Origin of the sequence: Robiginitalea biformata HTCC2501, from assembly GCF_000024125.1 — a bacterium.
GTDB classification, from domain to species: Bacteria; Bacteroidota; Bacteroidia; order Flavobacteriales; family Flavobacteriaceae; genus Robiginitalea; species Robiginitalea biformata.
Window position 1 is genome coordinate 2500532 of sequence record NC_013222.1, and the last position, 22325, is coordinate 2522856.

At 55.9% G+C, this 22325-nt stretch carries 24 protein-coding genes; 13 read left to right on the forward strand and 11 right to left on the reverse strand.

What is annotated here, in order from left to right:
* Positions 1-2 precede the first annotated feature (2 nt).
* The 8 genes from RB2501_RS11055 to RB2501_RS11090 all read left to right on the forward strand — a co-directional run bounded on the left by RB2501_RS11055 (position 3) and on the right by RB2501_RS11090 (position 6539).
* Complete coding sequence (locus tag RB2501_RS11055) at positions 3-698, forward strand: OmpA family protein (protein WP_015754903.1); 696 nt, start codon at positions 3-5, stop codon at positions 696-698.
* Positions 699-782: 84 nt separating this feature from the next.
* Positions 783-1898 (forward strand): NAD(P)/FAD-dependent oxidoreductase, encoded by a 1116-nt coding sequence (locus RB2501_RS11060; protein ID WP_015754904.1) that lies wholly within the window; start codon positions 783-785, stop codon positions 1896-1898.
* Positions 1895-2611, forward strand: coding sequence for a methyltransferase domain-containing protein (locus RB2501_RS11065; protein ID WP_015754905.1), 717 nt, complete (start codon positions 1895-1897; stop codon positions 2609-2611). The genes RB2501_RS11060 and RB2501_RS11065 overlap by 4 nt, the downstream gene beginning before the upstream one ends.
* Complete coding sequence (locus tag RB2501_RS11070) at positions 2608-3666, forward strand: type III polyketide synthase (protein WP_015754906.1); 1059 nt, start codon at positions 2608-2610, stop codon at positions 3664-3666. Before RB2501_RS11065 ends, RB2501_RS11070 begins: the two co-directional genes overlap by 4 nt.
* A 58-nt stretch (positions 3667-3724) precedes the next feature.
* The gene (locus RB2501_RS11075) at positions 3725-4504 is read left to right on the forward strand and encodes an SDR family oxidoreductase (protein ID WP_015754907.1); all 780 of its coding nucleotides are present in this window, start codon (positions 3725-3727) and stop codon (positions 4502-4504) included.
* A 23-nt stretch (positions 4505-4527) separates the two neighbouring features.
* Positions 4528-4995 carry a 3-hydroxyacyl-ACP dehydratase FabZ family protein gene (locus RB2501_RS11080; RefSeq protein ID WP_238528067.1) on the forward strand — a complete coding sequence of 156 codons (468 nt, stop codon included), beginning with the start codon at positions 4528-4530 and terminating at the stop codon, positions 4993-4995.
* Positions 4992-6266 (forward strand): beta-ketoacyl-[acyl-carrier-protein] synthase family protein, encoded by a 1275-nt coding sequence (locus RB2501_RS11085; RefSeq protein WP_015754909.1) that lies wholly within the window; start codon positions 4992-4994, stop codon positions 6264-6266. Before RB2501_RS11080 ends, RB2501_RS11085 begins: the two co-directional genes overlap by 4 nt.
* An 18-nt stretch (positions 6267-6284) precedes the next feature.
* On the forward strand, positions 6285-6539 hold the full coding sequence (locus RB2501_RS11090) for an acyl carrier protein (protein ID WP_015754910.1): 255 nt from the start codon (positions 6285-6287) through the stop codon (positions 6537-6539).
* Positions 6540-6571: 32 nt separating this feature from the next.
* Here the strand turns inward: RB2501_RS11090 and RB2501_RS11095 are convergent, their stop codons facing one another.
* Both RB2501_RS11095 and RB2501_RS11100 read right to left on the reverse strand, forming a co-directional pair.
* The gene (locus tag RB2501_RS11095; RefSeq protein ID WP_015754911.1) at positions 6572-6967 is read right to left on the reverse strand and encodes an arsenate reductase family protein; all 396 of its coding nucleotides are present in this window, start codon (positions 6965-6967) and stop codon (positions 6572-6574) included.
* Positions 6968-6996: 29 nt separating this feature from the next.
* Complete coding sequence (locus tag RB2501_RS11100) at positions 6997-7299, reverse strand: HPF/RaiA family ribosome-associated protein (RefSeq protein ID WP_015754912.1); 303 nt, start codon at positions 7297-7299, stop codon at positions 6997-6999.
* A gap of 200 nt (positions 7300-7499) precedes the next feature.
* On the opposite strand from RB2501_RS11100, the gene RB2501_RS11105 reads away from it, so the two are divergent.
* Positions 7500-7793 (forward strand): hypothetical protein, encoded by a 294-nt coding sequence (locus RB2501_RS11105; RefSeq protein WP_015754913.1) that lies wholly within the window; start codon positions 7500-7502, stop codon positions 7791-7793.
* Position 7794: 1 nt separating this feature from the next.
* Here RB2501_RS11105 and RB2501_RS11110 read toward each other — a convergent pair whose 3' ends face one another.
* From RB2501_RS11110 to RB2501_RS16265, 3 genes are all read right to left on the reverse strand, one after another.
* Positions 7795-8796, reverse strand: a complete 1002-nt coding sequence (locus RB2501_RS11110; RefSeq protein ID WP_015754914.1) for a TerC family protein — start codon at positions 8794-8796, stop codon at positions 7795-7797.
* Positions 8797-8911: 115 nt separating this feature from the next.
* Entirely contained in the window at positions 8912-10126 is a 1215-nt protein-coding gene (locus RB2501_RS11115; protein ID WP_041327777.1) for a multidrug effflux MFS transporter, read from the reverse strand.
* 72 nt (positions 10127-10198) lie between these two features.
* Positions 10199-10336, reverse strand: coding sequence for a hypothetical protein (locus RB2501_RS16265; protein WP_015754916.1), 138 nt, complete (start codon positions 10334-10336; stop codon positions 10199-10201).
* Positions 10337-10453: 117 nt separating this feature from the next.
* Here RB2501_RS16265 and RB2501_RS11125 point away from each other — a divergent pair, with 117 nt between their 5' ends.
* Positions 10454-12799, forward strand: a complete 2346-nt coding sequence (locus RB2501_RS11125) for an FdhF/YdeP family oxidoreductase (RefSeq protein ID WP_049764896.1) — start codon at positions 10454-10456, stop codon at positions 12797-12799.
* A 55-nt stretch (positions 12800-12854) separates the two neighbouring features.
* On the opposite strand, the gene RB2501_RS11130 is transcribed toward RB2501_RS11125, so the two are convergent.
* Positions 12855-13757, reverse strand: a complete 903-nt coding sequence (locus tag RB2501_RS11130) for a hypothetical protein (protein ID WP_015754918.1) — start codon at positions 13755-13757, stop codon at positions 12855-12857.
* Between the two features lie 93 nt (positions 13758-13850).
* On the opposite strand from RB2501_RS11130, the gene RB2501_RS11135 reads away from it, so the two are divergent.
* From RB2501_RS11135 to RB2501_RS11145, 3 genes are all read left to right on the forward strand, one after another.
* Complete coding sequence (locus RB2501_RS11135; protein WP_015754919.1) at positions 13851-15521, forward strand: hypothetical protein; 1671 nt, start codon at positions 13851-13853, stop codon at positions 15519-15521.
* Between the two features lie 82 nt (positions 15522-15603).
* A complete protein-coding gene (locus RB2501_RS11140) occupies positions 15604-15921 on the forward strand; it encodes a hypothetical protein (protein WP_015754920.1) in 318 nt (105 codons plus the stop codon).
* A 170-nt stretch (positions 15922-16091) separates the two neighbouring features.
* Positions 16092-16667, forward strand: coding sequence for a DUF4251 domain-containing protein (locus tag RB2501_RS11145; RefSeq protein WP_015754921.1), 576 nt, complete (start codon positions 16092-16094; stop codon positions 16665-16667).
* A 129-nt stretch (positions 16668-16796) separates the two neighbouring features.
* Here the strand turns inward: RB2501_RS11145 and RB2501_RS11150 are convergent, their stop codons facing one another.
* The 5 genes from RB2501_RS11150 to RB2501_RS11170 all read right to left on the reverse strand — a co-directional run bounded on the left by RB2501_RS11150 (position 16797) and on the right by RB2501_RS11170 (position 22249).
* Positions 16797-17144, reverse strand: a complete 348-nt coding sequence (locus RB2501_RS11150; protein WP_015754922.1) for an ArsR/SmtB family transcription factor — start codon at positions 17142-17144, stop codon at positions 16797-16799.
* A gap of 118 nt (positions 17145-17262) precedes the next feature.
* Positions 17263-18540, reverse strand: a complete 1278-nt coding sequence (locus RB2501_RS11155; protein ID WP_015754923.1) for an aminotransferase class V-fold PLP-dependent enzyme — start codon at positions 18538-18540, stop codon at positions 17263-17265.
* A 40-nt stretch (positions 18541-18580) separates the two neighbouring features.
* The gene (locus RB2501_RS15880; RefSeq protein WP_015754924.1) at positions 18581-19438 is read right to left on the reverse strand and encodes an MORN repeat-containing protein; all 858 of its coding nucleotides are present in this window, start codon (positions 19436-19438) and stop codon (positions 18581-18583) included.
* Between the two features lie 43 nt (positions 19439-19481).
* Complete coding sequence (locus tag RB2501_RS11165; protein WP_015754925.1) at positions 19482-20306, reverse strand: DUF2490 domain-containing protein; 825 nt, start codon at positions 20304-20306, stop codon at positions 19482-19484.
* Positions 20303-22249: a hypothetical protein gene (locus tag RB2501_RS11170; protein ID WP_148214356.1), complete on the reverse strand. Its 1947-nt coding sequence runs from the start codon at positions 22247-22249 to the stop codon at positions 20303-20305. Before RB2501_RS11170 ends, RB2501_RS11165 begins: the two co-directional genes overlap by 4 nt.
* Positions 22250-22325 lie beyond the last annotated feature (76 nt).

Below are 22325 nucleotides of genomic sequence, written 5' to 3' on the forward strand. Positions count from 1 at the left end.
CCATGAAAACCTATCGTATGCGCATGGCGAGCTGGATGCTGATCCTCGGGCTCGTATTCGGTTGCAATACCGTTAAAAATGCAAACAACAAACAGAAAGGCGCTGTTATCGGCGCCAGTAGCGGCGCGGTCATCGGCGGGGTCGTCGGCAACAATGTGGGCAAAGGCAATACCGTACTCGGCGCCATCATTGGCGGGGTAGTCGGCGGAGTTGCCGGCGGATACATCGGGGACCGGATGGACCGGCAGGCCGAAAAAATAGAAGAAGAACTTCCAGGTGCGGAGGTAAAACGCGTAGGGGAGGGGATCAATGTCACCTTCACCCAGGACCAGGGGGTCCACTTCGCCACGAACCAGTCGGCTATTGAAGGCGCCTCGGTAACCACCCTGAACAAACTGGCGGGGATTTTTAAGGAATACCCGAAATCCGTGATCCTGGTGGAAGGACATACCGACAGCGCCGGGCCGGAGGATTACAATATGAGCCTCAGCCAGCGCCGGGCAGAGTCTGTGGTCAACTACCTGGTTGCCCAGGGGATAGACAAGGACCGCTTTACGGTTAGGTGGTACGGGGAAACCCAGCCCCGTGCCGACAACTCCACCGCGGAGGGCAAGGCCCAAAACCGCCGTGTGGAAATGGGGATCATCGCCAGTGAGGCCCTCAAGGAGGAGGCCCGGAAGGAAACGGGCGGAAACTGATCGCCAGCTTCCCCGATTTGAATCCAAATAAAATTAGTCCCGGCTCCGGCCGGGATTTTTTTTGATTTCGCGTAACTTAAGAAAATGGAATTCACGGAAATCGCCATTGCGGGAGGGGGTCTGGCCGGCCTGACTGCGGCCATCGAGTTGAGGTGCATGGGGCGGGACGTTACGGTTTTTGAAAAGCATCCCTACCCGCGCCACAAAGTTTGCGGGGAGTACCTGTCGGCCGAAGTACTTCCGTATCTGGAATCCGTCGGGGTGGACATCTCGGACGCCCCCCGGATTACCCGCCTGCGGCTCCAGTCCGAAAGAGGCAGGCCGGTATTTGCCGATCTGCCGCTTGGGGGGCTGGGCATCAGCAGGTATGCGTTGGACCACCGGCTCTGCGAGGCGGCTTCCGGGCTGGGTGTCCGCCTGCGGTTTGAAACCATTCGGGAAATCAACCCCGGGGAAACAGGCAGCTCGCTGCGTACGGATGCAGGAAATTATCGGGCCGGTCGCATCCTGGCCACCTGGGGCAAACGGAGCAACCTGGACCGGCAGCAAGACCGGCCGTTTTTTGCAAGAAAATCCCAATGGATGGCGATTAAAAACCATTACCAGGCCGATTATCCATCCGACCAGGTGGGGCTCTATACTTTTCGCGGGGGGTATGGCGGTTTGTCGGTTACGGAAACCGGAGCCCTCAATTTTTGTTTCCTGATCCGCCAGAAACGATTCGCGTATTATAATTCACCGGAAACCTGCGCAAAAGAAATTATTGCAGCGCACCCCGGGTTGCGGGAGGCGTTAGGGGAGGCGAAACCATTGTTTTCACGTCCATTGGCCATTTCACAGATCTCCTTTGACGCCAAGAAGCGCCACAGGAACCAGGTATTATTTGCCGGGGATGCTGCGCAGCTGATCCACCCCTTAACCGGCAATGGTATGGCGATGGCTATCCTGGGGGGCAGGATGCTGGCCCGGCAACTCGGACAACAGGCGGGTGTCCCAGGCCCCGGAAATGGGGTGGCGAATGAAGATTATTCAGGGAAATGGGATACCGCTTTCAGGGGTCGGTTGTTATCCGGCCGTGCATTGCAATGGCTCCTGACGCGTTCCCGAATGACGGATGTCCTTGTGCGGATGGCCGGTTCTTTCCCGGGGTTGCTGCCGCTTATTGTTTCGAAAACCCATGGACCCCCCGTTCATCCATGAGCCGCTTTAAAATGCGGAGCCAGGCCGCTGAACAAATGGACGACCTGGAACTCGACGAGGGCCGACTCGCCCTGGCACTCGCGGATATTCGACGGGTTAACCGGTTGCTTGGTGGGCATGCCACGAGCCTGGCAGGCCTCAGGCCTTTTCTCAGCCTGGAAAAGGCAGGCCCGGTGCACGTGCTGGATGTGGGCTGCGGGGACGGGGAATTCCTTCGCTATCTGGCTGCCTATTGTCGGAGGGAGGCGATCCCCTGCCGCCTGACGGGGTGGGACTTTAACCCAAAGACTCTGGACCAGGCACGGCAGGCTTCCGCCGGATATCCGGAAATCGCCTTCCGGCAGCGCGACCTGCGCAACCAGCCGGAATTCCCGGAAGGAACCCTGGTCATCTGCAACCTGTTCCTGCATCATTTTACGGATACCCAAATACGGGAGCTGTTGGCGCATTGGCTCTCTCAGGGCCCGAGGGCCATCGTCGTAAATGATTTGCACAGGAATTCGGCAGCATATTATTTGTTCTGGTTTTTTGGGCTTATTTTTATGAGGTCGCCGATTGCCCGCAGCGACGGGCGCATATCCATACTGCGGGGCTTCAGGCGAAAGGATTTCAGTCGTTTGGCGGCAGGATTGCCCCTGGGGCGCACCCGCCTGGTATGGCGGTGGGCCTTTCGGTACCTGTGGACGCTGGAACCTAAAAAGAAATTGCTATGAACGACGTATCGATCGTTACGGCCCAACGGGCGTTGCCCGCTTTCAGCCGAACTACCGACGAGATATTGCCCTACCTGGACCAGTGGCTCCGGGACGAACCGGACCGGCTGCGAAGGAAGGCAAGGAAGATCTTTGAAGGTGCCGGGGTAGATCGCAGATACGGGATTATGGATGTCGCCGAGGTATTTACCCCCTCGAGTTTTGAGGCGAAGAACCGACTGTATGCGGCAGGGGCCAGGGAGCTCGGGAACCGTGCCCTTCAGGCAGCGCTGGAGGCGGCAGGTTGGGAGCCGGATTCTCTGGATATTCTGATTACAGTTAGTTGTACGGGCATCATGATCCCATCGCTGGATGCCTACCTGATCGATGATCAGGGGCTTCGGGGCGATATCATTCGTCTTCCGGTTACCGAAATGGGCTGCGTTGGAGGTGTCTCCGGCCTGATTTACGCCCGGCGTTTCCTGCAAGCCGGCTCGGCGAGCCGGGCCGCAGTCCTGGCTGTGGAATCGCCTGCGGCGACCTTCCAGCACAACGACCGATCCATGGCGAACATCATCAGTGCCGCCATTTTCGGCGATGGGGCGAGCTGCGTGCTGCTCAGCAACGAAGCGGGGCAGGCCGGCCCGCGGATACTCGCCGAAGGAATGTATCATTTCCCGGAATCGACCGGATTGATGGGTTTTGACCTGACCAACCGGGGACTCCGGATGATCCTGGATCCAGATGTGCCCCACGCCATCGGCCGGAATTTTCAGCAGTTTCTCGGGCCGTTTCTGGCCCGGTCCGGCCTTGAAATTACCGACCTCCGGCATCTGATATTCCACCCGGGAGGGAGAAAGATCGTGGAAACCGTGTCGGAACTATTCCGGGACCAGTTGGCCAATATGGACAAAACCCGGGAGGTCCTGCGCCATTACGGCAACATGAGCAGCGCCACCGTCCTCTATGTTTTGCAGGCTTATCTGGAGGATCCCAGCCTGCCACCGGGCCCCGCCCTCATCCTGAGTTTCGGCCCGGGGTTTACCGCTCAACGGATGCTGATCGAGTTCTCGTAGCTTGATTAAATATCTGAGTTAAAAACTTTGTATACAATTACATATAGATATTATGTTAATGAATACTTCAAGAGACTGCGCCCTGGTTATCGGAGGCAGTAAAGGGCTTGGCCTGGCAACGGTGGAGAAGATAGCAGCTACCGGTTATCCGGTTGCGGTTGTTCATCGCGACCCGCGCAAAGACCTCGAAGCCGTCCGGGAACATTTCGAGGCATTGCAAAACAACGGAGCCCATTTGTTGCACCAGAATACGGATGCCATCGGGGGGGAGGGGAGAGACCAGTTTCTCAATGCCCTCGAGGATTGGCTCACACCCGGTCGGAAAGTTGGCTTGGTCGTATTCAGCATTGCCAAAGGCAACCTGAAGCGTATGGTGGAGTCAGACGGCCTGACGGGGCGGGACCTGGCCATTACCTCGGAAGCCATGGCCTTTGCGTTTTACGACTGGGCCCGGGAATTGAAAGGCCGCGGGATGCTGGGTGAGGGAGCCTGCCTGGTTGCATTTACCAGCGAGGGAAGTCAACGGGTTTTACCGGCCTATGGGGCCGTGGGAACGGCCAAAGCTGCCCTGGAGGCCCTGGTCCGCCAAATGGCCGTGGAATGGGCCCCGGAGGGAATCCGCGTCAATTGCCTGCAGGCAGGGGTTACCCAAACGGATTCGCTGATGCGCATCCCCGGGGTAAAGAAATTGCTGGATCGCGCAAGCCGCCGGAACCCGAGTGGCCGCCTGACCCGGCCTGCCGATGTGGCCAACGCCGTTTACCTCCTCAGTCAGCCCGAAGCGGCCTGGATAACCGGCAATGTCCTCTGCGTGGACGGAGGCGAGAGGCTCTGCTAAACAGCGCAGCAAAGTATTCTTTAGTGAAGGACGATGAGATGAAGGACGAGTTACAGGAAATATTGAATCGATTGCCCTACAGGGAACCGTTCCGTTTTGTGGACGAATTGGATTACGTCTCTGATACCGGGGCGTCCGGCCGCTATACATTCCGGCCCGAAAGCTGGTTCTACCCCGGCCACTTTCCCGGCAGCCCTGTTACCCCCGGCGTACTGCTCACCGAATGCTGTGCCCAGATCGGGTTGGTTTGCCTGGGGATTCACCTTTCCGGGTTGCCGGGTAATTCGGCGGCGGCACCGGGCTTTGCACTGTCAGATTCCAGGATGGAATTCCTGCTGCCGGTTTCCCCGGGCGAAACTGTCCGGGTGGTGAGCGAAAAACTTTATTTCCGATTCGGAAAGCTGCGTTGCGATGTCCGGCTGTTTTTGACGGACGGGCGTTTGGCGTGTAAAGGCCGGTTATCGGGAATGCTAATAAATTCTGCTGCATGAACCGACGCGTCGTGATTACCGGGCTGGGTATATGCGCCCCCAATGCTATAGGCACAGCGGGGTTCCGGGAGGCTATGCGGCTCGGAACGAGCGGGATTCGGCATATTGCCGAACTCGACCGGTTGGGATTTCGATGTACGATGGGAGCCGCCCCGGAAATTCCCGCGGAGGTCCTCGAAACTACCTTTACGAGCCTGGAGCGGCGGGGTCTGACGGCATCCGGCCTGATTTACGGAGCGCTGGCGGGTATGGAGGCCTGGGAGGACGCCCGCCTGTATCCGGAGGGATCGGACGAGCCGGATTGGGATTCCGGGGTGCTTTTCGGGACCGGCCTGCTGGGGGCAGACACGTTCCGGGCGGCAGTTAACCGTATCGATGCCCACGAAGTGCGCCGCCTGGGCAGTACTACCGTCCCTCAGATTATGGCGAGCGGGGCGAGTGCCTGGCTGTCGGGGAAACTCGGGTGCGGGAACTGGTCCGGGGCAAATTCCTCGGCCTGCAGCACAGGTGCCGAGGCCTTGCTACTTGCCTGTTGGCATATTCGCAATGGTCGTGCCGAGCGCATGCTTGCGGGGAGTTGCTCCGATTCGGGACCGTACATCTGGGGTGGGTTTGACGCGATGCGTATTTTATCATCGGCGGACCCCGCGGTACCGGAAGCTGCCTGCCGGCCGCTGTCGGCCACCGCGTCGGGATTTGTTCCCGGTTCGGGAGCCGGTGCCCTGGTTCTGGAATCCCTGGAAAGTGCAAATGCCCGGGGAGCCCGCATATATGCGGAAATCCTGGGGGGAGCCGTCAACAGCGGGGGCCAGCGGGGAGGAGGTACGATGACGGCAGCCAATGCCGGAGGCGTGCTGCGGTGTATCCGGGGAGCCCTGGCCGATAGTCGGGTAGACGCCGGTTCCATCGACCTGATCAACGGGCACCTGACGGCCACGGCCCGGGACCCGGAAGAAATCGACGGGTGGTCTGCTGCCCTGGGCCGGTCCGGCAGCGATTTTCCGTTTATCAACTCCTGTAAGGACCTGCTGGGCCACGGCCTGGCGGCATCGGGAAGCATGGAAGCCGTGGCGTCCGTCCTGCAGCTGGCAGACCAGGAGGTGTTCGGCAACACGAATGCCCAGGACCTGCACCCGGAAATCGCCGCGCGCATAGACCGTACCCGGGTCCCGGTGGCGAGCCGGCCTGCAGCCCTGAATTATCTGGCAAAAGCCAGCTTTGGCTTCGGCGATGTCAATGCATGTATTATTTTTAGACGGTATGAACCCTGAATCCAAGAACGTCCGCACATGAAAACACACCCGCACTATGAAACCCTGCAGCAAATTATCCGGCCATATTTGCCCGAAGATGTGGATCCGGACACGGTGGGTCCGGACAGCCGCCTGGTGGCAGATCTGAATATCAATTCGGCCCACCTGGTGGATATCGTCCTGGATGTTGAGGATCGGTTTGATATCCGGCTGGAAGATGCGGATATGCAGGAAATGGCCACCGTGGCCGATGCGCTGGGGGTTATTGATTCCAAGTTAAACAACCCCTGAAGGCCGATGAACAGTCCCTTCAGGGAGCGCGGCTAGGATTCGTCCAGGCCGGCGGAATTCGCCTCGAAGAATTGTACGAGTTCCGACGGGGTACTGAGCTGCCCGATGCGATCCCCGCTTACCACAATCGGGTACTGCAACAATACGGGGTTCTCGTTGAGCATCTTCAGCCAGTCATCCGGATGCAGGTTCCCGCTTCCGGTATCCGGGGCATCCGGATGATCCAAAGCCAGCAACTCGTCAAACGGTTTGTCCAGCCGATCCTGCAAACTTACCCAAAGCGTATTGCCGAGTTTTGTTTTGGAAATATCCAGGTCCTGAATCGCCTTGTTGGAGCCCTGGAGATATCCCAAAGCCTGTTTTCCCAATCGGGTTTCCGAATTGTAGATCAGTGTAAGCTGCTTGTCGTCAGTTGCCAAAACGCTCATTGCATTTTAATAGATTAATCATCCGGCAGTTACCGGTTTTTCATTTTTTCCTTCCGCTTTCGGAGTTGCCGTTCCAAATCATCGGCTGCCTCGGCAATAGAAGCCTCGTAGCTTCCCGTGCTTGCCTCCGCAAACAACCGCGGCCCGGGAATGCTCAAACGGATATTGCAGATTTTACCCGTATCGGGTTCTGAGGTGTTTTCCTTTTTGAAAAAGATATCGGCCCGTACGATAAAATCGTATTTATCGACCATTTTTTCGACCTTTTTACCAGCCATTTGCTCGAGTCTCAGGCTCGCCTTGACCCCATCGTATTCAAAATTGATATCCATATGCAGTATTTATGAGTAAGATACATTCCCGGGGGGCCTTTTCCAAATATTCCGCCTGGTAAAATGTACCGGATTGCAAGTTGCAGAAGCCCTCTTTGCGTTAACGAAAAGATAAGTAAGGGAAATCCTTATGTTAGGAAGTCCGGACAAGGCCGAAAATTCGTAACTTTTATACATGGCAATCCTAACACTTCCAGTATATGTCTGCGTTCACACATCCATCCGGCACCAGGGATAGCCGCATTCCGGGAAGCGAGCGGATCAAGCGGTTACTTCGCGAAGCCGGGCATCTGCGCGCCCTGATCGCAGGCTACCACTGCGAACCCAAAACGGAGCAGCAATTCTTAATCCGCAATTCCCTGACCGAACGATTGCGATCGTTCGAATCGGCCTGCCGGCAACTGGACAACCGCTCCGTGCCGCAGCAACTTCAGGAAGTTTTCAGTAAACTGCAGCACGATACCTTTGCGTATATCCGGGACGCCCGGATTTGATTCAGCCCGCCGGTTGATCCTTCTCCGGGCCGGAATCTTCCCCGCCGGGTCCCGGCAGTTCGCCGTTTGTTTTGTCGGAGGTCAAAACAGATGTCAGGATCCCAGTTGCCAGGCTGACCACAATGACCGAGAGGGAAATCCACTCGGGCACTTCCACCTGGTGGGCGAATAACATTTTCAGGCCCACAAAGGCCAGGATCACCACCAGGCTGTAATTGATATGCCGGAATTTCTGCAGCATCCGGGATATTAAGAAATACATGGAACGCAGTCCCAGGATGGCCAGGATGTTTGAACTGAATACCAGGAAGGGGTCGGCCGTAATGGCCAGGATGGCCGGGATGCTGTCAAGCGCAAACAGGATATCGGTGAGTTCAATGACTACCAGGGCGACAAACAGGGGGGTGGCCGCCCGGATGCCCATGCGCCGGATAAAAAAATCGTGTCCGTGTGTCCGGGAGGTTACCGGAAAAATCCTTTTTACCTGTCGGAACACCAGCGATTTCTTCGGGTCGAACTCCTGCTCGTGGGAACGGAGCATTTTATAGGCGGTATACAGCAGGAACACCCCGAAAACGTAAATAATCCAATCGAATTTATTGATCAAAGCCACTCCGAAAATGATCATGATCCCCCGAAAAACAATGGCCCCCAGGATTCCCCAGAACAATACGCGGTGCTGGTAAATAGGGGGGATAGAGAAAGAGGAGAAGATTACGGCGATCACAAAAACATTGTCGATGCTCAGGGAGAGTTCAATGAGGTACCCCGTGATGTATTTGAGCATTGCATTGCCTGGTGTCAGCCCGGTGGGGTTGTCCACCATCCCTTCGGAAAACAACCAGTAGACCACCCCGCTGAACCCCAGGGCCACCGAGACCCAGAGGCTTGTCCAGGCAGCGGCCTCCTTGGAGCGGATGATGTGGTCTGTTTTGTTGAAGACGCCCAGGTCCAGGGCAAGAAAAATAACTATCAGGGCTATAAAAAGGACCCATATCAGCATATGCCATTCCAATTTAGCGCAAAGATACACATCCCGTGCAATTGCCGCGGCTCAATCCGCAGCGGTGTTGTCTTTTTAACGAAATCCCGGCAGGTTCGTGCAAAAATTCCCATGGCTAGCGGGCCAGTCGCCGGCCGCGCCTCATACGGTAATTGCTGTAGGTGAGCAAAACCAGCGACAAGGCCCCGCAGATAAAGAATCCCTGGAAGAGCGGCAGGGCGGATGTCACCACAAAACTGCCGATCCACGCACTGATGGGCACGGACATCAGCGTGGCGATGAACCCGGTGATCGCAGCGCCGATTCCGGCAATATGGCCCAGGGGCTCCATCGCCATGGATCGAAGGTTTCCAAACAGGAAGCCGACGGTAAAGAATTGCAGGGCCAGGAATACCATTAAAAAGGCCATGTGCGGGTTGTTCCCATTGGCAAATAAAAGGGCGTAGCACAGGGAATTCAATGTAAAGCCCACCAGGGAGACGGTGATCAGGCGACGCATACCAAACCGGACCACCAGCCAGCCGTTGATCAGCGTGGCCGTACCGATGGTGATGGCCAGCCCGGCAAACAGATACGGGAACATTTCCGGCATCCGGTACTGCACCTCAAAAATTTGCTGGGAAGTGCTCAGGTACACCAGGAACGAGCCGGTAATAAACCCCCAGATCAATGTAAATAACATGGTCCGGCGGTAGGCGAGTACTTCCCTAAAACCGCTGAATATGCGATTGAAACGGAAGGTGTTCCGGTTTTCCCGGGGGAGGGTTTCCGGCTGACGCCTCCAGAACCAGAGGGACACCAGGAGGCTGAATACCACCTGCAGATAAAAAATAGCCTCCCAGCCCAATGTGTCGAGCACCAGCTTGCCGAAGGCGGGCGCCACCACGGGGACCAAAATAAAAACCACCGTAACGAATGACATGATGCGCGCCATATAGTCGCCACTGAAGCGATCCCGGATCATGGCAATGCTGATGGTCCGGGGAGCGGAAAGGGACATCCCCTGGAGGATCCGGCCTACGATCATCCATTCGAGGCTCCTGGCAAATACACAGAGTGCACTCGCGCCGATAAAGACTGCAAAACCGATATAGACCACGGGCTTGCGCCCCACGCTGTCCGAGATTGGGCCAAAAAGAAGCGGGCCGGTGCCCATTCCGAGAAAAAACAGGGTAATCAGCAACTGGTTGGCGGCGGGATCCGAATTCCCAACGGCAATACCGATGATGTCGAGTGCCGGCAATAAGGCGTCCAGGGCGAGGGCCACGATCGACATGAGTGCCGCCATCAGGGCGATAAACTCCGTGTGGTTCCCGCGGTTGTTTTCCATGTGGTTAAAGGTAGGGATTCCCCGATGGGTTTCGAATTTTTCGCCTGAAGGGATTACGTTGTCCAACCGGGTCTAGAAGACCTCAAACACATAACCCAGAAGCCAATAGAGTATCAGGAATACAACGATGGTGCCAATGCACCCGCATTTGCCCCCGCCGATTTTCTTGGCGCCTATACCGGCCAGGATGGCCCGAAGCAGGTTTTTCATACTTTTCTTTTCCTCAAAGATACGGCAGCAGACGGAGTGGGGGGAGCCTGGTCGCAGCAAAACGCGCCCGATTGGCCGGGACGCGCCCCGAAAAACGCAGAAATCGTATCTTTCGATATGGAAGAACAGCCCCCAAGAGGCGTCCGGGTTCGCGGCCCGGAAGCATTCACCGGGCTCCGGCTGGAGCCTCCGAAGGAATACGCTGCGGGCATCCCCGCAATCGGCAAAGCCCTGGAACACAGCTTTCGCGAAATGGGAGTGCTGCGATCGGTAAGGCCTTTGCTTAGCCTGAACCAGCAAGACGGTTTCGATTGCCCGAGTTGCGCCTGGCCGGACCCCGAAAAACCCTCCAGGGTTGCGGAATACTGCGAAAACGGGGCCAAGGCCCTGGCGGACGAAGCCACGAGAAAAGGGATCGGCGCCGAATTTTTTGCGAAGTATTCCGTAGCCGAGCTATCCCGCCGGAGCGACTACGAGCTCAATGCCCTTGGCAGGCTCACCGAACCCCTGATCCTTCGGGAAGGCTCGAGCCACTATCAGCCCGTGACCTGGGAGGAAGCCAACCAACTGGTCGCCGGGTCGCTCAATGGCCTCATCAGCCCGGATGAAGCCATTTTTTACACCTCCGGCCGCTCGAGTAATGAAGCGGCTTTCCTCTATGGGATGTTTGCCCGGGCACTGGGTACCAACAACCTTCCGGACTGTTCCAATATGTGCCATGAATCCAGCGGGGTAGCCCTGGGAGAAACGCTGGGCATCGGCAAGGGGAGCGTCAAACTGGAAGACCTCTACGGGGCCGACCTGGTCCTGGTTGCCGGCCAGAACCCGGGAACCAACCACCCGCGGATGCTTTCGGCACTTGAAAAATGCAAGGCGCGGGGCGGGCGGATCATCAGCATCAACCCCCTGGAGGAAGCGGGTTTAATCCGGTTCAGAAACCCCCAAAAAGCCTCAGGCATCCTGGGAAGGGGTACCGGATTAACGGACCTGCACCTTCCCGTCCGGATCAACCAGGACATCCCACTGGTCAAGGCCTGGCTCAAACTGTTGCTCGAACGGCACACCAAAGGCGAGAATGTGTTAGACGACAGTTTTATAAGTTCTTACACCAGAGGATTTAAAGCTTTACAGGAAGATTTGCAAAACTATCAAATCGGAGACCTGATTGCCCGCACAGGCGTAGACCCGGAGTCCGTACGCCGGGGCGCGGATTGGCTGGCCACATCCAAAAATATTATTATCTGCTGGGCCATGGGAATCACCCAGCACCAGAATGGGGTGGCTACCATCCGGGAATACGTAAACCTCTTATTGCTGAAAGGTTCCCTGGGAAAACCATTTGCGGGCACCTGCCCGGTTCGCGGGCACAGCAACGTCCAGGGCGACCGGTCTGTGGGGATCCAGCATTTTGTTGACCGGGAACTGAATGCCCGGATCAAAGAACACCTTGGGTTTGAACCTCCCGGCAAGAAGGGGTGGGATGTAGTGGAATCCATCCGCGCCATGCACGAAGGCCGGGCCAGGGTATTTATGGCGCTTGGCGGCAACTTCCTGATGGCGGCCCCGGACACGGATTATACCGCCAGGGCCCTGCAGCAGTGCGACCTGACCGTCCAGATTAGTACCAAACTCAACCGAAGTCATCTGGTAACCGGACGTACGGCGTTGATCCTTCCTACGTTGGGGCGCTCTGAGAAAGAAGAGGCAGGAGGGGGGAAGGACTTCCTCACTGTGGAAAACTCCATGGGCCGGGTAAGGCGGACCAAGGGCATCCTCCGGCCCGCTTCCCCGGAGTTAAAAAGCGAACCGCGAATCATTGCCGATATGGCGGCTACCTGCCTGGGGGAGGGACATCCGGTACCCTGGGGGGAATTTGGCTCGGACTACGGAAAAATACGAAGTGCCATCGACCGGGTGGCCAAGGGGTTCAAGGATACGTCCCGGCGCTCGGAAGGCGCCGGATACTACCTGCCCAACAATGTTCGGGATCTCGATTTCAGCAGCCTGCCCGGGGGCAAAGCGCAAATCACCTGCAACCCCTTGCCGGAGCACCATTTGGCACCGGACGAATTGCTGCTGATGACCATCCGCTCCCACGACCAGTTCAATACGACCATTTACGGCATGGACGACCGGTACCGGGGTATCTACAACGAACGACGCGTGATCCTCATGCACCCGGAGGACTTGGCGGGACGGGGCCTCCAACCCCGGGAGGTGGTTCGCATTACCAGCACCTACGACGGACAAATCCGCGAAGTGCGCAATTTCCTTGCAATCCCCTATAAAATCCCAAAGGGCTGTGCGGCCGCCTATTTTCCGGAAACCAACCCGTTGGTTCCGAATAACCGCTTTGCGGCGGGGAGCCAGACCCCCATCAGCAAGTCGGTGCGCATCCGCGTAATCCGGGAAGTTCCTTCCGGATATCCGGACGCGGACCAGGGGGCAGCGCCGACCAAATAGGGCTTACAAGCAGCAAAATACCAATTTGCAGAGGAGAGGCGGAAGCAGCAAACCACTAATTCTCAGGAGTCAGGTGGAAGCGGTATGTAAAGCGGAAATTGAATAAAAACCCGCCTCGAATGGATTCATTCAGGACGGTTCGCGGATCGCGGATAAAAATATTGGCAATCGATATGGCCACCTTGTCATCGGCGGCATAGATCCGATAAGAGCGGTTTAAGGAGTATCCGCTGCGCACCGCAAAAATCAGCGAGGGGGTGAGGCGGTATTGCAGGTACGCGCTCAGGTCGTTGGAAATTCTTTGTACGTAAGCCTTCCCGAAGTCCGCATTCTCGATGGGGAACGAACTCCCGAGCCCGTCAAAAGTCAGTCCGGCACGCAACCGGGGCACAATTCTCAGGTTGATATCCCCCCGCGACGGCAACAGGGCGCTGAACTCCCATAAATCGTCCGGATGGCGGTAATAGTACCCCCCGATAGGCACAAACATGATCCCGTATTCTTCGGTGTTCATATAAAAGCCAAAACTAAAATTCTTGTGAGTCGCCAGTTTTTTCTGAACCAGTTGCAGGGTACCCAGCTGGAATTTTGTCCGGCCGTACTGGAAGGAAGAGGATTGACGGGGGATTAGCAGGTGAAGGGTGGACCAGTAATTAGGGTGTTCGATATTCAGGCCCAGTAACCCCCCCAGGTTGTATAATGCCATGGATTCGGAGCCGGGGTAGGGTTTCAGTCGGTTCAGGGTACCCAGGGCCCCGGTAATCAGCGCAGTCTTCTCCGACAGGGGGATGGGCATGAACAAATTCAGGTCGGCATGGTCGATGCGGGTTTCGCCCGGGCCGGCTTCATAGCCGGTTTCCGGGGAAATCCCGTAACTCAAATTCAGGACATCCACATATTCCTGCCCGTGCCCGTAAAAGGCCAGGAATAAACAAATGCCGGCAAGGAGTTTTTTCATCGGTGTGAGAATTCGGGCAAGATAGGCATCCCCCGAGAGTGTAACAAATGGCTCAATTTGCCTTCTAATGAACGAGAACCCATACCACCTATTATGAAAACCCGGATAAAAATTATTTTCGCGAGCCTTCTGTTAACTCTCCAGGCCACGCTGTATGCACAGCACCAGCAGCCGGCCGCGTCGGAAATGTCCCCGGCAAAATGGCAGGAAGACCTGGAGTTTCTTCAGCAGACCGTTCATGCCGATTATCCGTTTTTGTTTAAAAAAACGACCCCGGAGGCCTTCGATGCTGCCGTTGCCGAACTGCACCGCGGGATTCCGGGTATGGCCCCCCATGAAATTATGGTGGGTCTCGCCCGGATTGTAGCCTCTTTTGAATACGGGCATACTTCCCTGGGCTATTGGGAGGGAAAAGTGCCCTACCACCAGCTTCCCGTGGTACTCTATAAGTACGACGACGGCATCTACCTGCAGGGGGTCCACCGGAACTACGAGGCTTTGGCAGGCGCCCGCTTGCTCGCCATCGAGGGGGTGCCGGTTGCAAAGGTCCAGGAACTCATGCTGCCGGTAGTCCCTGCCGAAAACTCCCAATACGTTAAGGCCTACGGACTCCATTACCTGACTTTTCCGGAATTCCTGCACGCCCAGGGGGTGATCCCCGAGTTGAAGACGGACATAACACTGCACCTCGAAAAGGAGGGCAAACTGATGGATGCAGTGGTTACCGCTATTCCCGCCGAACGCTTCCCGAGGCAGTACGGCATGGTGGTTCCGGGGGAGGATTGGGTGGAATCCCGGGACGTGTCGGAGACCCCTTTGTATCTTAAAAACCTGGAAAGGATCTATTATTTTGAATACCTGCCAGCTGAAAAAGCGGTCTATGTCCGGCACAGCCAGATCCAGGATGACGAAACGGAGGATATACCCACTTTCTATAACCGGCTGTTCCGGTTTATCGAGGAGAACGATGTGGATAAGCTCATCCTGGATGTCCGGCTTAACGGCGGAGGGAACAACTACAAGAACAAACCGATTGTCACCGGGGTCATCCGGAGCAAAATCGATGCGCCCGGGAAATTCATGGTGATCATCGGCCGGCGGACATTTTCGGCCTGTATGAACCTGGTGAATGAACTCAGCACCTATACCCATGCGGTTTTCGTCGGGGAGCCTACCAGCGAAAACGTGAATTTCTACGGGGACAACCGGCCGGTGACCCTGCCGCATTCCGGAATCAACGCCTATTTGTCTTTTGCCTGGTGGCAGGACAAGCCCCAATGGGAAAACGCCGAATGGCTGGCCCCGCATATTGCAACGGGAATGACCTTTGAACAGTATCGAACCAACCAGGACCCTGCGCTGCAGGCGGCCCTCGCCTTTAATGATTCTACATTTATCCGCGACCCCATGGCCCACCTGACCCGGCTGTTTATGGGAGGTGAAGTCGAAAAGGTGCGCTCCGAGGCGGCCCGGATGATTGCCGACCCGAATTACGATTTCTTTGATTTCGAAGGGGAATTTGACCAAACGGCAGCCAATTTGTTAAAGAGCGGACGCCTGAATGAAGCGCGCTATGTAAACGATCTCAGCCTGGAATTCTTCCCCGATTCCCCCAGGGTCTGGTTCCGGCAAGGGGAAGTCCTGGACGCCCAGGGAGATGGGCCAGGCGCTCGTGCCGCATATCGCCGAGTGCTATTGCTGGACCCGGAAGGCTCCCTCGGAAAAGCAGCCGCCGGGGCACTGAAAGGCAAGATCGGGGAATAGGTCGTAATTATCGGGACTTTACCCGTATTTTTTCCGTATAGGGTCCATGCGCAGTATTTTGTAGACAGAACACGTTATTGAAATGAAATGGATATGCTGCGCAGCTCTTTGCTGCCTGGGGCATGGCCTGTTTGCGCAACATGCGCCCCAATTGGATTCAATCCGCCGCGCCCGGGAGGAAGCCGGGCCGAAGATGCTGGAATTCCAGCCGGAACACCATGCGCTGAACACGCTGCGAAGGATCCGGCTCGAGGAATTTAAAGCCCGCCTGGATACCCTGGATATCCCGGAATCCAAACGGTACCGCATAATGCGCGACCTGTATCGCGGCAGGGAATCCCGCCTGCTCGCCCGGTATTTACCGTCAGATACCTCTGCGGCGTTCAGGGAACCGGAATAAAAAAACCTGTGTATAGAGCAGCTACCGGGCTGTATTTATGGAGATTGCCACCGCGAGGTTGGGTCCTGCAGCCCGGCAATGCCTTATTTTTTACATTTTTAACCTGTCAGGCAGCTTTTTAATAATTATTTGGCAAAATTTTTGATGTATTCGCAGTAATTTCACTATGCATGCGAAAAATCAATCGTCATATTGTCTATATAGCCCTGTATGCCGTGTGGGTTTCCGGTATCATTTGGCTGGTAGGGGGCTGCCAGTCTACGGCGGCACCACTTTCCGCGGAAGAGCAGGCCCGTTTGGACAACCTGGTGGAGAACCGGGAGTTTGTTTTTGACGCAAAATACGCCATGCCGCTGTCTTCCCAGGCATACATCAGCGCAGCCAATATGGGCTTTACGATGGCCCGGGGCAATTCACCCACCAACATCAACCTTACGGGGGATGGGTATTATTTGAGAATGTATGGTGAATCCGTAGAAATTTACCTGCCGTATTTCGGAACACGCGAAAACATTACCAATTACAACAATATGGGCAGTATCGATATAAAGGCATCCATTGAAGACTTCCGGGAAAGGCGTACACCAAAAGGCCATGAAATGGAGTTTTTTGCCCGGGAAGGTTATGAAAGGTTCCGTCTGATCCTCAATATATTCCCCAATAGTCAATCACAACTATCGCTTTTCAGCCCGCAACGGGATGTTATCCGGTACGTGGGAAAACTCCATCAATCCAGTGAGAGGTGAGAGGTTGTTTTTTTCTATTTAACATAATATAAATTATAGGACAAATAGTATCCGTTCCTTTAAAGCGCTATAGGCGTTGATTTCATAGCGAGCGGTTCCGGGTTCATATGATACCCGAACTTTCTGAAGTTATAATACGGAGTTTTCATCCGGGGTGTCGTCCGTATCGTAATACTGCATAAGCACTTCCAATGTATTTGCCCGTTCATCCCAGAATTTTCTCAGGGGCTTCAGGAATTCGTAAATTTCACGGACTTTCTCCGGATTCAGGCCGTAGATCATTTCGCGTCCTTTTTTGCGCTGGCTGAGCAATTCGCATTCCACCAGGATCCGCAGGTGCCTGGAAACCGTTTGACGGGCGGTGGGAAAATGTGTCGCGATTGCCCCGGAAGCCATGGGCGCTGGTGCTACCAATTGGATGATTTCCCTACGTGTCGGGTCGGCAATGGCCTGGAAAACGTCCCTTCGAAGCTCCATATGCAGTTATTTGTCTTCAAATATACATGAAGCTATATAGCTTCGCAATTATATATTATAAAACGCTGATAAACTGATGTTTATTGTTGGAAATATCCGGTTCTGCAACTGGCAATCGCTAAGTCAGCGATTCGATGACCTCCAGGGTTTTGTCGATTTCCGCTTTGGAATTGTAGATATGGACGGAATGACGTACCATTTGCTCCCCTACCGAACGGGGCTGTAACCGCTCCCGTTCCCAGAGCGTGCGTTGCAGGTCAGGCCCTGTGTATCCCGCTACGGAATAGGTCGTGATACCGGCAGCCATTTCTTCATTAGTGGAAGAATGAATCCTTACATTCGGGAGCGTCTTCAACCCGCTGCGGAGGTACTGGCCAAGTTCCCGGATACGATCCAGCCAGGCTGCTTCCCCGATGGTTTCATAAAAATCCACGGCTGCTGCGTACCCCGCAATCTGGGCGGGATTGCCCGTGCCGTATTGCATCAGGCGGAACCCGTGATCCTCCTGATTGTCCCATTGATAACTGGCCAGGGTACTCCAAATCCGGTCGGCCACCCGGTTGCTGATATAGAGCAAGCCGCTACCCGGCGGTGCCAGGAACCATTTGTGCAGGCTGGAATAATAGGCGTCGCATCCTATTCGGGCTACATTTACCGGCACATGCCCCACGCATTGGGCCCCGTCAAGGACGGTGAAAATATTCCGCCTGCGGGCTTCGGCGCAAATTTCCTGAACCGGTAAAATAGTACCGTATCCCGACACCATATGCGGGATGGCGATCACCCGGGTTTTTGGGGTGACTTCCCGGAAGATGGCGTCGACGACCTCCGACGGGTCGTTGGCCGGCTCCGGCAGGGTGGCCTGTTTGTAAATACAGCCCTTGCGCCTGGCGAGCAACTGCCAGGCGGCAAAGCCTCCCCCGTGTTCCTGGTTCGTATTTAATAGCTCGTCCCCCCGCTGCAGGTCGAGCCCCATCCCCACAAAGTTCATCCCCATCGTGGCGTTCTGCGTAATGGACACTTCCCGGAAATCCGCGTGGATGATGGCCGCCAGCCGTTTGCGGAGCTCCTCGTACGGGAAATAACCGCTCAGCAATTCGGGCCCGGAGCCCTCTTTGTAATCAATCGTCGCCGCCTCGGTATTCCAGTACATCATGTGCCGGATCATGGTTTCCAGGACATAGCCGGGCGTCGGCCCCATGGTGCCGTTGTTGAAGTAGGTCTGGCCTTCTTTCAAGGGGAAGTGCCTGCGCACCAGGCGCCAGTAGTCCTCCCCTTTGGAAGGCATTCCTCTGAGGTTCTCCAGGGACCAGTTGCGGGAATTATCAAAAGACAGGAACGGCAGTGACAGGGTGGCCAATGCACCTTTTTTCAGGAAATGCCTGCGCGGGTTCATAGCGGTTGGTTTGCCTAAAAATAGGCAAAAATCCAGGCGGTTACTCCTCCTCCACCAACTTGTCGTCCTTCCAGGTGCCGCTGGCTACCACCTCCCCTTCCGCGTTGTAAAATGTTCCGGGCCCGTTGCGGCGGTCGTTCTCCCAGGTTCCGGTGAATTTTTCACCATTCGGCCAGTAATAGGTGCCCTGACCGCTGCGGCGGTCGTTTTTAAATTCACCCACGTAGTATTCGCCATCCTGCCAGTAAAAGGCCCCCCGACCGTGGCGGAGATTGTCCTGCCACTCCCCTTCGTAGCGGCTGCCGGTGTCCAGGATGGCCACCCCATAGCCATTGGCCTGGCCATTGGCAACCTGGCCCACATAGTGCAGGGGGTTCCCTTTGGAGCTCGTAAAAGTCAGGTATTCTCCCAGGGATTTACGCTGGAGCTGCTGCCGAAGGCCTGCAATCTGCACGCGGGCCTTTTCCAGTGCAAACGAAAGGGAATCGCTGTTGCGGAGTTCCCTGCCCAGCTGCGAAATGCTGTCTGCCACCCCGGCGAGGCCCGCCAGGCTGTCACGAACCTGTTCCCCGGCCATGTGGATCCGGCTAAGGCGATCCAGTTGCCGGGCCAGGTCCCTGCGAAGGGCCACGCCCAGGCTATCGGTCCCCATGGTCTGTAGTTCCCGGTCGTAAGCTTCTGCGGCCCCGCGATAGTCGCCCTGTCCGGCCAGGGAGTCAATCCGGCTCAGCCGGTTGACCAGCGACAGCGCGCTGTCTTGCTGCGCGAGGCGTTCTTTCATGTCGGCGATCTTTTCCCCCTGGCTCACCGTTAAGATCAGGCCGGCAGTCAGTAGCAGGATGACGGCGGCCAGCATGCCGTAGATGATTTTTCGTTGGATTCGGACTTTATCGTTCACGTCTATCAGGTTTACAAGGGCTTGTTTGCAAGGGCAACAGGTGCTAGTCGGTCAGGTGGATTTCAGGCAATTTGTTTCGAACCTTCCGGAAATCGGGTGAAAAATACAGGTGGCAGCGAATTGTCCAGTTCTGCTTATAATTTCCCCCATTCACCAGGTCCTGGCCCTGGGAATACATCAACCCTGCAGCAACGGTCAGCCTCGGTGTGAGGATATACCCCAGGGTGGTGGTAATCCGCAAATCTTCCATCGGGCTGGCCACGACCTCCTTGCCGCTTTGCATGATCAGCTCGCTTTCCGGGGCCACGTACCACGCTCCGGGGGCCAGCTTTGGTTTGTTCAATGGGATTTTCAACCGAAGCATATACCGCCAGCGGTTGCGGAAGATGTATTCGCTGTTGTCTGCAAACCCCTGGGTCCAGCGGTGTTCGATACGGATCCTGTGGTATACCATGAAAGTGGAAACCGGCATGGCGAATTGATACTGGTGCCAGATGCGCCATTCCGGCACAACTTTCCGGTCTTCCGAAGCCTCGTCCGTGTTGAAATTGATGCGGAGCACCCCCCCGAGGGCTGCATTGAAACTCTTGTTGTAGATATACCCGATTGCATGCCGGTTGTAGACCTGTCCGACCTGCCCGATAAAGGGCGTGTTTTCGGTTTCCTGGAACCGGAAGTGTGTCTGCGCCACCCAGAACAGCCGTTTGGAAATCCGGATATTCCCGTAGGTGTTCACCCATACTTTGGAAACCGGCTCTTTGTATTTCGAAGTTTCGGGGAGAATGACATCCTCCTGCGCGCGCACTGCGGCAATCCCGGTGACAACCAGGACCAGGACCGAAAATATGGAGTTTCTCAGTCCGGTCATTCCTGCAGGTTTTTTTCGGGAAAAGCCAATTCCAGTCGTTCGGCGACGATGGCCGGGTCGTTTTCCCTCCGGAGCCTGCGTTCCAATCGGGAAGTGTCTTCGTCCCGGAGTTTCACAATGCGGCTAAAGGCGGATTTCAGGAAATTCCCGGCTGCCTCCGCATATTCGCAGCTAATTTCAGGATCAATACGCCTGAGGGTTTCCGGGATAAGCACATCCGTATAGGCCGTGGTAATCCGTTTCTTGACCGATTCCTCCATCAGCGTGGCCGTAAAAGGATTCCAGACCTGGTCCGTGTAGGCCTCCTGAATAGCCTGTCGCCTTTCGGGCAACCGGTAGATTTCTTTGGCCAGGCTGTCCAGGGCTCCCAGGCAGCCGAGGAGATCCGTGCCGTAAGCCAGTTTCTCCCGGGCGCTGTCCATCGAGGAATACACCCTCAGCCGGTTCTCAGCGCTTCGCCGGATGGCTACCAGGGCCTGATGCTCCTGTACGGTACTCCCAGGGACCAATGAATCTGCCAGGGCTTCCAGGTCATCGATCAGGACAATCAGGCGTTCCTCAGTACGGGCGAATTCCTGCTCCTGCCGCTCGGCATTCAGGCGTGCGGTCAGGAGTTCTTCGATACGTTCCAGGTTTCCCCTGGCGTATCCCACCAGGTTGGCCAGGTATTCCAGCGTATTGGAGGGTGTCCCCAGCTCCACTTCATCAGTATCCCGGTAATTCTGTGACTCCGTTGTCGTATCGGTGGGCACCTCCCCAATCCTGCCCGGGGGGCTTCCCGCCCAGAGCCCGGAGATGAGTTGATCCCGGGGGACATATTCGAGAATCCCCATCTCAATATATTCAAGTAGTGATTCAGATGGATCTATATAATCACTTTTAAACATACGGGTTACCTCCAATAAAAAACCCACTTCTGAATTGGAGCGCTCCAATATTTTCAATCCGGCATTATCCAATAATTCCCGGGCAATCCGGGCGGCGACCGGGATATCCCGCCGGAGTCGGCTAACGCGTGTGGAATCTGCAGGGTTCAAAGGAAACCACGGCACCCGAACGCGGAAACCCGGGCGGTAGTCCGAATTCCCCAGTGCCGAGAGTATCGTGTCGATGCGGCTGTAATAGTGATTATTCCGGGTCAATAACCTGTTCACCTTCCCACTTGAAATATCGGTCGTGGGGGTATTCAGTTGTATAAGTTTCAGAAAGCGCGCATCGAGATCGATGGCTCGGGAATTTGCAAAGGACTGACTCCAGACCGGGATGCGCTCAGATGAGGCGCCCCTGCTAACATCGATATACCGCAGTCGGCCTTCGTCGAATACCCACTCCTCGCCTACCCCGGCACCCGCATCGGAATACAGCGTCCAGGTATCGTGGGCCAGGCCGTTGCGAAGAAATCGGCCAACCAGGATGTCTGTGGTGTCCCGCAACCGAAAACTCTGCTGGGGAACCCCATTGCGGTAGGAAACTGAACTTCTGAATAATTCCCGTGCCACCTCAGATCCGGTTATCCGGCTTACCGTATGAACCCATTGACCGTCCGGCCTGCCCGAAACCAGGGTGCCGGAGGCCTCGTGTTGTACCCCGCTGACTTTCAGGGTATACTGCAGGCCCACCACATCGGTAATACTGTCCGAGCGGTAGGTTCCAAAGCGGAATTGCCAGGGACCCCGGGGATTATTCCCGGAAAAAGCCCCCGAAACGGAAAATGAGGTATCCGATTCCTGAAGCAGGGATTGCAAATTCGACCGGCTGAATCGGAAGGCGCCGTCCAGGATGGTATCCCCGGAATCGACCCGGTATTGATATTGGGCACGACCTTTGTAACTGCCTACTTCCAGTGGGCCGGAATATTCCTGCAAGGTCTGGGCACCCAAAGGCGAGGTTCCCAGCGTCAGGACAGCCATAAAGGCCAGAAGATGAAGGGTCAGGCGTTTCACGGGGCAAAACTAAGTAACTATGCCTACATTCTCCAACCCAATCGAAAACATTACGCGATTAAAAGCCTTTCGCTAT